The sequence below is a fragment of the uncultured Corynebacterium sp. genome (assembly GCF_945649885.1).
Taxonomy (GTDB): Bacteria; Actinomycetota; Actinomycetes; order Mycobacteriales; family Mycobacteriaceae; genus Corynebacterium.
The window spans coordinates 1-8,001 of record NZ_CALZFS010000130.1; the positions used below are offsets into that span (position 1 = coordinate 1).

The following is an 8,001-nucleotide window of genomic DNA, read 5'->3' on the forward strand; positions in this document are numbered from 1 at the left end:
AGCCACGTGCCTTGAGCCAATCCACTACCTTGCGGGTTTCCTCACCTGACAGTCCGCGGTGATAAACCACCTGCTGATGGCTTTCCACATATGCCCCCTGGGCACCGATCAGGCCATCGACACCAATGTTCCACAGTTCCTGACTGACCTCTGCGATACTTCGACCTGTACTCAGATACACCTTGTGCCCGTTGGCACGAGCTGCACGGATCGCAGCAACAGCTGAATAGGGCAGCCAGTTGGAGTAGTCAATCAGTGTTCCACCGATATCGACGAAAAGAATTTTTCCCATGCCCATAATCGTACGCTTTTCGACGTTGCCACGGTCCTGAAAACCAGAACGGTTACGCGATGCTCCCCCTCCCCCAGACAAGCACCGGCTATTTATCGCCCTAGCATCAAGCGATATGCATCTGTTTGCAAAATGTTATGACGTAGCCCACATGCAGCCCGGAAGCAGGCCTACAATCGGATGCTATCCCCAACCAAAGGAGAAATATCATGCGTGGAAGCGGACTAATTTGGACCATCGTCGGAATTCTGGCCATCATCGCGCTGGCCATCTGGATCTTCTCAGCACTGTAGAATCCGGCGGTTTTCCTCTCAGGGCGTGACACTACGGTGTCACGTCTTTTCTCATCCCCTAGAATCGGGGTTAAGCCCTGGAATCAATGAAGCGCCCGAACTCCACAGGGAGTTCCGGCGCTTCAAGCCATCAACCAGGGATGTTTAGAGGAAAACAGCCAGGGCGATGTTGATCAGTGAAAGTCCACCGACGGCGTGTGCCAGGCCCTTGGACACAGGCTCATTCTTCTTGACCTTACGGCGACCAATGATGGCCGCAACCAGCACAGCGATGAGAATAATCGCCTTGATACCGATCTTCATGTGGTTGAGTTCGCCGCCCTGCATTTCAATGAGGCCGACGAGCACCAGACCAGTGACCAGCTGAATCCAGGCGCCGATGTGCTGCCAGTGCAGAACGGTGGGCTGTTTGAATGTTGCGAGCCAGCCACCGACAAGCGCGGCGGCACCCACGAAGTGCAGGAAGAGAACGATTAATTGCAGGATATCCATGTGCAACACCCTAACAGTGGATACATAAATCCACTGAGTTACTTTGGCACCCCCGTGACAGCCCACTCCCCCCTGAGTGGTAGAGCTAACAATAAGGCTCAAAAGTTAAGAGAGCTGGAGACGAGACTTGAACTCGCAACCTACGCATTACAAGTGCGTTGCGCTGCCAATTGCGCCACTCCAGCACCGCATTCAACGCCACTGCAAGATGCAACGCCAAATACAACATCGTATCCTAGCGTAAATTTTAGCCGGGGTGGGAATCGGGGTATGTGCACAGCTAAGGTGGCGGTAAACCTCAGGAAAAACTAACCGATTGGACGCACCTCTTTGCCTGAATTCCTCCAGCGGCTGGTGAGCTTCGCGACGCGCCGAGGACGCATCTCCACCGTCGATGCCGCCAAGGCAGCACCACCACCGTCACCACTGGCACCCATTGATCTCACCGACCATTCCCAGGTGGCCGGTGTGATGAATCTTGCTGCCCGGATCGGAGACATCCTACTGTCCTCTGGAACCTCCAACAGTGACACCAAGGTCCAGATCCACGCAGTGACCGCCGCCTACGGTCTCTACTACTGCCATGTGGACATCACCCTGAACACCATCACCATCTTCACCAATATCGGCATGGAACGTCTGACACCGGTCAGCGTCTTCCGTGTGGTACGCAAGCTGGATACCAACTTTTCCAAGCTGTCTGAGGTTGACCGTCTGATCCGTTCCATCCAGGCTGGTGCGACCCCTCCGGAAATCGCTGAGAAGATTCTCAATGATCTTGAGCAGTCCCCTGCTTCCTATGGTTTCCTCATGTCGCTATTCGGCTGGGCGATGATGGGTGGTTCGATTTCCGCTCTGCTGGGTGGTGGCTGGGTGGTCATGCTGATCTCCTTCTTCACCTCCGGCATCATCATCGGGGTGTCTACCCTGTTGGGTAAATATGGGTTGCCTCAGTTCTTCCAGAATGTCGCCGGTGGTTTCATCGCCACGGTTCCGGCAGCCCTGGCCTATTCCATTGCGATGAACTACGGGTTGGAGATCAAACCCTCACAGATCATCGCCTCGGGCATCATCGTCCTGCTGGCGGGTCTGACTCTGGTGCAATCTCTGCAGGACGGCATCACTGGAGCTCCCGTCACCGCGGGTGCCAGGTTCTTTGAGACATTGCTGTTCACCGGCGGCATCGTGGCAGGTGTGGGTCTGGGTATCCAGCTCTCCGGAGCCTTGGGAGTGCTACTTCCTGCGATGGAGATCGCCTCAGCCTCCAATCCTTCCTCGATGGTCGTCCGCGTGATGGCCGGTGCTGTGGCCGCCGCAGCCTTCGCGGTGGGTTGTTATGCCGAGTGGTCATCGGTGATGATCGCAGGTGTCACCGCCCTGGTGGGTTCCACATTCTATTATTTCATCGTCTCCATCGGTGCTGGTGGCGTGGTTGCCGCCGCTGCTGCAGCAACTGCCATCGGCTTCGCCGGTGGTCTGATGGCACGTCGTTTCCTGATCCCGCCGCTGATCGTGGCGATTGCCGGCATCACCCCGATGCTGCCTGGTTTGTCCATCTACCGAGGCATGTACGCAGCCCTCAATGAGCAGACGTTGCTGGGCTTCACCAACAGTGCTGTGGCACTGGGTACCGCATGCGCACTGGCCTCCGGAGTGGTCTTTGGCGAGTGGGTTGCCCGCCGACTACGCCGCCCACCAAAGCTCAGGCCCTACAAGGCACTCATCAAGGCCCGCCAGTTCTCTTTCCAGGAACTCCGGGATTCGGAGAATATTCGTCGTGTTTCCCGGAACCGGGCCAGGCGCCGTTAAGCCCTGCTTACACGCTATATCTCTAAATGGAGTAGACTGTATGATTGATCGCTTTCTAAAATCCAGGAGGATCCTTGCCGGCTAAAATCACTGATACCCGCCCCACCCCAGAATCCCTTCACGCTGTTGAAGAGGAGACCGCTGCAGGTGCGCGCAGGATCGTCGCTACCTACGCCAAGGACTTCTTTGATGGTGTGACCCTCATGTGCATGCTCGGTGTTGAACCGTCCGGCCTGCGCTACACCAAGGTTGCTTCTGAGCATGAGGAGGCGCAGCCGAAGAAGGCCACCAAGCGCACCCGTAAGGCTCCTGCGAAGAAGGTTGCCGCAAAGAAGACCACGGCCAAAAAAACCACTGTCAAAAAGACCACGGCTAAGAAAACCGCCGTAAAGAAGACCACCAAGAAGTCTTAAGAGCTGACTAGCCCTAAACTTGGTTCTCATGGAAGAACTCAATAGCTTCGTTGTTGTTGCCAACCGCCTTCCGGTGGATATGACTGTCCACCCGGATGGCACCTACAGCATCTCCCCCAGCCCGGGTGGACTGGTCACCGGCCTGTCCCCTGTTCTTGAACAGCACCGTGGTTGCTGGGTGGGATGGCCCGGTACCGTCGATGTGGCTCCCGAGCCTTTCCGCACGGATACCGGTGTGCTGCTGCACCCTGTTCGGCTGGCAATCAGCGACTTTGAGGGCTTCTATGAAGGCTTTTCCAACGCCACCCTGTGGCCACTTTTCCATGACCTGATCGTCCAACCGGTCTACAACGTGGAGTGGTGGCATGCCTTCCGTGAGGTGAATCTCAAATTTGCGGAAGCCGTCAGCCAGGTTGCCGCCCCCGATGCCACCGTCTGGGTCCAGGACTATCAGCTCCTGCTGGTGCCCGGAATTCTCCGCCAGATGCGCCCTGATTTGAAGATCGGGTTCTTCCTCCACATCCCCTTCCCCTCACCTGAGCTGTTCCGTCAGCTTCCTTGGCGTGAGGAGATTGTGCGTGGCATGCTCGGCGCTGACCTGGTGGGCTTCCACCTGACCCAGAACGCGGAGAACTTCCTCAGCCTCACCCAGCAGGTGGCAGGTACCGCCGGTTCCCACACCGGACAGCCTGATGAACTTGAGGTCCGGGGCAGCGCCCTGGTCCGGGAGGTCGGGGCATCGGTGTTGACTGCCGACGGCCGGAAGGTCGGCGTCGGTGCCTTCCCCATCTCAATTGATACCGCGGTGGTGAGCGAGGCCTCGGCAAGTTCGGTGCAACAGCTCCGCGGGGAGCTCGGTGATCCTGACACCGTGTTGCTCGGCGTGGACCGTCTTGATTACACCAAGGGCATCCTGCAACGTCTGCTGGCTTTTGAAGAGCTGCTGGAATCCGGCGCACTGGATCCGGAAACCACCGTGTTTCTACAGGTGGCTACCCCCTCGCGGGAACGCATTGAGCACTACCGGGTCTCACGCTCCCAGGTGGAGGAAGCCGTGGGGCGCATCAATGGACGCTTTGGCCGCATGGGGCATCCGGTTGTCCACTACCTGCACCGATCGCTGCCCAAGAGTGAATTGCAGGTACTCTACGCAGCTGCTGATGTCATGCTGGTGACCCCGTTCAAGGACGGTATGAACCTGGTGGCCAAGGAATATGTGGCTGCCCACCGTGACGGTTCAGGCGCTCTGGTGCTCAGTGAATTCGCCGGTGCCGCCGATGAATTAGCCGAGGCCTACCTCTGCAACCCCTTTGACCTGGAATCCATCAAACGCCAAGTCATTGCCGCGGTTCACGATCTCAAACACAATCCGGAGTTTGCGGCATCCCGGATGAGGACTGACAGCGAGCAGGTCCATTCACATGATGTCAATGTCTGGGCCAACAGCTTCCTGGATTGTCTGGAGGGCCTCAAATGAGGAAGTATCTGATCGCACTGTTGGCCCTGCCCCTTGTTGCCTGTTCCGGTGATGTCATCCGGATGACAGAGTCCACCTGGATGGTCACCAACATCTACACCAGCCCCGATGAACCCAATGTGGTCAGTGATCTCGTGGTCACACAGCCTACCCTGGACTTCGGGCGTTCCTCCCTGTCCGGCCACACCGGTTGTGCACCATTTCAGGGCCTGGCGGAGTTCACTCATGAAGGTGAACCGAGCACCTCCGACGAGGCGGATCATCTCATCTTCACCGACGTGGAATTTGATGAGCTCCCTGATGACTGCCAGGGCCAGGAACGGCTGGTCCACGAGAAGCTGGTGGAGCTTCTCCCGGGGGCTTTTGAGGTGTCCCGCAACAGTGATACCGAGGTGTTGTTGGTCAGCGATACCGAAGACCTGGACCGGCCGTCCATCCGACTTGTTTCCTGGGTCATGCCGGAATAATTCCGTACACTTGGGTCTCATGAGTGAGAATCCCAACACTGTCCTGACCATCAAGCAGGTGGCACAAAGTCGCAATCTGCTGGTGGTATCAGATTTCGATGGCACCATCGCAGGATTCAGCAAGGATCCCTATCAGGTTCCCATCCACCAGAAATCCCTCAAAGCCATCAAGGACCTCTCCCGCATGGCCAACACTGACGTGGTCATCTTGAGCGGACGCCACCTCGAAGGCCTGGCGCAGGTGCTTGATCTGGGCTCCTATGACATCACCACCGTCGGCTCCCACGGTTCAGAGGACTCCTCCCGCCCACGCACCCTGACGCCGAAGGAGGAGGCGGAACTGGACCGGATCCATACTGAATTGGAACGTGTCATTGACCGCGTGGAAGGTGCCTATGTGGAGGTCAAACCCTTCCACCGGGTGCTGCACTACATCCGGGTGTCTGATCCTGACCTGATCAAGGGCATCGAAGCACGTGCTGTCGACATCGATACCGGTGATCTGCAGGTCACCCACGGTAAGAACATCATTGAGTATTCGGTGAGCAAAACCACCAAGGGCACCTGGCTGCGTGAATACCTCCACCGCCACGAACCCACCGGGGTGATCTTCATCGGCGATGACACCACCGATGAACATGGCTTTGAAGTGATGGTGGAGGACCCCAACGCTTTGAGCATCAAGGTAGGTCCAGGTGACACTGCTGCGAAGATGCGGGTGCGTGATGTTGATGATGTGGGCACCCTGCTCGAGGAGCTGGCCTATGAACGCATGCAGTACACAGAATCCCAGGCCCTGGGACTCTAGCTCACCTGTTAGACCTCCCGGATGGTGGTTCCGGGGTTGTAGGCTGTGTCCAGCAGGACACGGCCGGCATGATCGCTGCTGTTTTCAATCATGCTGAACAGCAGCTTTCCAGCCTCATAACCTTTTTGTTTATTGGGTTGGATCACGGTGCTGAGGTTACGTTCCAGGGCAAGCTGGGTGCCGTCAAACCCGGTGACAGACAGGTCCTCCGGCACTGACTTGCCGATCGAACTCATATATTCCAGAACCCCGAAGGCCAGGGAGTCCGTGGTGCACAACACCGCGGTGAGGTGCGGGTGTGCCTCCAGCAGGGCCCGTGCCACCGCCACGTTGTGCTTTCTGTCATTGAGCCAGCATTCCATGATGGGAACATCAGCCGGGTTGATACCGGCTTCCCGGAAGATATCCAGTGCCCCGCGGACCCGTGACTGCTGCACGTGGTGGTGAGCATTATCCAGGCGGTGTCTGGTGACCCGGCCGTCATTGCGTTCGCGGTCCAGACGGATGGACAAGATGCCGATGTCGCGGTGGCCTGCCTGGACCAGTGCGCGGGCAGCAGGTGCGATGGCGGTGCGGTCATCAATGCCCACGAAGGGCAGATCCAGCTCATCTGCAGGCTGGTCACAGATGACGGTGGGCAGCCCCCTCAAGCGGGTTGCCTGCAGGTGGGGGTCTCCCTTGGCCACGGAGTAGATGACAAAACCATCCACCACCGACTGGTTGACCAGCTGTTGTGCAGCTACCAGATCAACAGAGGTATCGGGGTGGGCGGGCACGAGGGTTAGCATGGTGTTTCCATAGGCGGCCTCAGCCATGCCGGCCAGGAAATCCACTGAGGCCATGTCCTCGAAGGCATAGGAGAGGTTTTCGGTGAGCAGCACACCGATGCTGCCGACCCGGCGGGTGCGCAGGGAACGGGCCATGGGATCTGGGCCGAGATATCCCATCTTCTCTGCGGTGTTGAGGATCTTCTGACGCAGTTCGGCCGACAACTGTTCGGGGCGGTTATATGCGTTGGAGACGGTCGTTCGGGAGACCCCCAACTTCGCAGCGATCGATGCGAGGGTACCTGTGTGTTGCGGACGCCGTGCCATAGTTCTTCAAACCTACCGCCATTTTCAATAAATTTTCATGTTGACAACCATTTTCAATAAGTATTTACTGGTTTCATGAAAAAGATCCTCCTCCCCCTCGCGCTGATCCTCCCGCTGACCGCCTGCACGTCCGCGACCGGAGACACCGACGGCGAGCTCAACATCGTCGCCTCCACCCAGGTATGGGCTGATGTTGCAGAGGAAACCCTGCCCGGCGTGGATGTCCACGCCATTGTTCTCGGAGACTCAGATCCCCACTCCTTTGAACCCTCTGCATCCGACATGGCGCGGGTAGAAGCTGCCGACATCATCCTAGTGGGGGGTGGTGGCTATGACTCCTGGCTCTATGACTCCCTGGAAGGCGATGACCGCATCATCAGCGCCATGGATTTAGAACCCCATGATCATGATAAGAACGACCACAGTGAAGAGCACGCCGACGGTCACAGTCAAGATCATGGTGATCTCCACGAAACCGATAATGAACACATCTGGTATTCCCCGGAAGCTGTCTCAAAGTTTGCTGAAGACCTGGCGGAGAAGGTCTTGGAGGTGTCCCCTGACACCCCGGTCTCCCCGGATGCTGTAGCCACCCAGATGGCGGACCTGTCCAGTCGCATTGCTGAGCTCCCTGCCGCGCGCATCGCCCAGACCGAACCGATCGCTGATCACCTGTTGGCACACTCCCCCATGATTGAATCCACCCCGGAGGGTTACCGCGCCACCACCTTGAGCGAAGGCGAACCAACGGCATCTGATGTCGCCGCATTCCACAAGGTGATTGAGGAAGGCGGAATCGATATCCTCATCTACAATCCACAGTCCGCTTCCCCTGTGGCCACCAGCATCAAGGACC

At 57.7% G+C, this 8,001-nt stretch carries 9 protein-coding genes and 1 tRNA gene; 6 read left to right on the forward strand and 4 right to left on the reverse strand.

The genetic code is table 11. The features are described 5' to 3' along the window. The 3 genes from Q0M74_RS11875 to Q0M74_RS11885 all read right to left on the reverse strand — a co-directional run. A partial coding sequence (locus Q0M74_RS11875; protein WP_293954737.1) for an HAD hydrolase family protein occupies positions 1–292 on the reverse strand: 292 nt, incomplete at its 3' end. A gap of 437 nt (positions 293–729) precedes the next feature. After that, on the reverse strand, positions 730–1,077 hold the full coding sequence (locus Q0M74_RS11880; RefSeq protein WP_293954739.1) for a hypothetical protein: 348 nt from the start codon (positions 1,075–1,077) through the stop codon (positions 730–732). Between the two features lie 112 nt (positions 1,078–1,189). Then, positions 1,190–1,262 (reverse strand) — tRNA-Thr (locus Q0M74_RS11885). Between the two features lie 166 nt (positions 1,263–1,428). On the opposite strand from Q0M74_RS11885, the gene Q0M74_RS11890 reads away from it, so the two are divergent. The 5 genes from Q0M74_RS11890 (at position 1,429) to otsB (ending at position 6,051) form a co-directional block, all read left to right on the forward strand. Then, positions 1,429–2,886, forward strand: a complete 1,458-nt coding sequence (locus Q0M74_RS11890) for a threonine/serine exporter ThrE family protein (RefSeq protein ID WP_293954752.1) — start codon at positions 1,429–1,431, stop codon at positions 2,884–2,886. 74 nt (positions 2,887–2,960) lie between these two features. Next, positions 2,961–3,299 carry a hypothetical protein gene (locus Q0M74_RS11895; RefSeq protein ID WP_293954741.1) on the forward strand — a complete coding sequence of 113 codons (339 nt, stop codon included), beginning with the start codon at positions 2,961–2,963 and terminating at the stop codon, positions 3,297–3,299. A 28-nt stretch (positions 3,300–3,327) separates the two neighbouring features. Beyond that, positions 3,328–4,776 carry a trehalose-6-phosphate synthase gene (locus tag Q0M74_RS11900; RefSeq protein WP_293954743.1) on the forward strand — a complete coding sequence of 483 codons (1,449 nt, stop codon included), beginning with the start codon at positions 3,328–3,330 and terminating at the stop codon, positions 4,774–4,776. Next, positions 4,773–5,243, forward strand: coding sequence for a hypothetical protein (locus tag Q0M74_RS11905; protein WP_293954744.1), 471 nt, complete (start codon positions 4,773–4,775; stop codon positions 5,241–5,243). Before Q0M74_RS11900 ends, Q0M74_RS11905 begins: the two co-directional genes overlap by 4 nt. 19 nt (positions 5,244–5,262) lie before the next feature. Beyond that, complete coding sequence (gene otsB / locus Q0M74_RS11910; RefSeq protein WP_293954745.1) at positions 5,263–6,051, forward strand: trehalose-phosphatase; 789 nt, start codon at positions 5,263–5,265, stop codon at positions 6,049–6,051. An 8-nt stretch (positions 6,052–6,059) separates the two neighbouring features. Here the strand turns inward: otsB and Q0M74_RS11915 are convergent, their stop codons facing one another. Then, the gene (locus Q0M74_RS11915; protein ID WP_293954748.1) at positions 6,060–7,145 is read right to left on the reverse strand and encodes a LacI family DNA-binding transcriptional regulator; all 1,086 of its coding nucleotides are present in this window, start codon (positions 7,143–7,145) and stop codon (positions 6,060–6,062) included. 75 nt (positions 7,146–7,220) lie between these two features. Here Q0M74_RS11915 and Q0M74_RS11920 point away from each other — a divergent pair. Continuing rightward, positions 7,221–8,001: metal ABC transporter solute-binding protein, Zn/Mn family (locus tag Q0M74_RS11920; RefSeq protein WP_293954750.1), on the forward strand; the 781-nt coding region annotated here is incomplete at its 3' end.

Bases quoted from the DNA above. Each gene is read 5' to 3' on its own strand.
- Q0M74_RS11905 (WP_293954744.1), top strand. From the start codon at position 4,773: ATGAGGAAGTATCTGATCGCACTGTTGGCCCTGCCCCTTGTTGCCTGT.
- Q0M74_RS11900 (WP_293954743.1), top strand. From the start codon at position 3,328: ATGGAAGAACTCAATAGCTTCGTTGTTGTTGCCAACCGCCTTCCGGTG.
- Q0M74_RS11880 (WP_293954739.1), bottom strand. From the start codon at position 1,077: ATGGATATCCTGCAATTAATCGTTCTCTTCCTGCACTTCGTGGGTGCC.
- otsB (WP_293954745.1), top strand. From the start codon at position 5,263: ATGAGTGAGAATCCCAACACTGTCCTGACCATCAAGCAGGTGGCACAA.
- Q0M74_RS11915 (WP_293954748.1), bottom strand. From the start codon at position 7,145: ATGGCACGGCGTCCGCAACACACAGGTACCCTCGCATCGATCGCTGCG.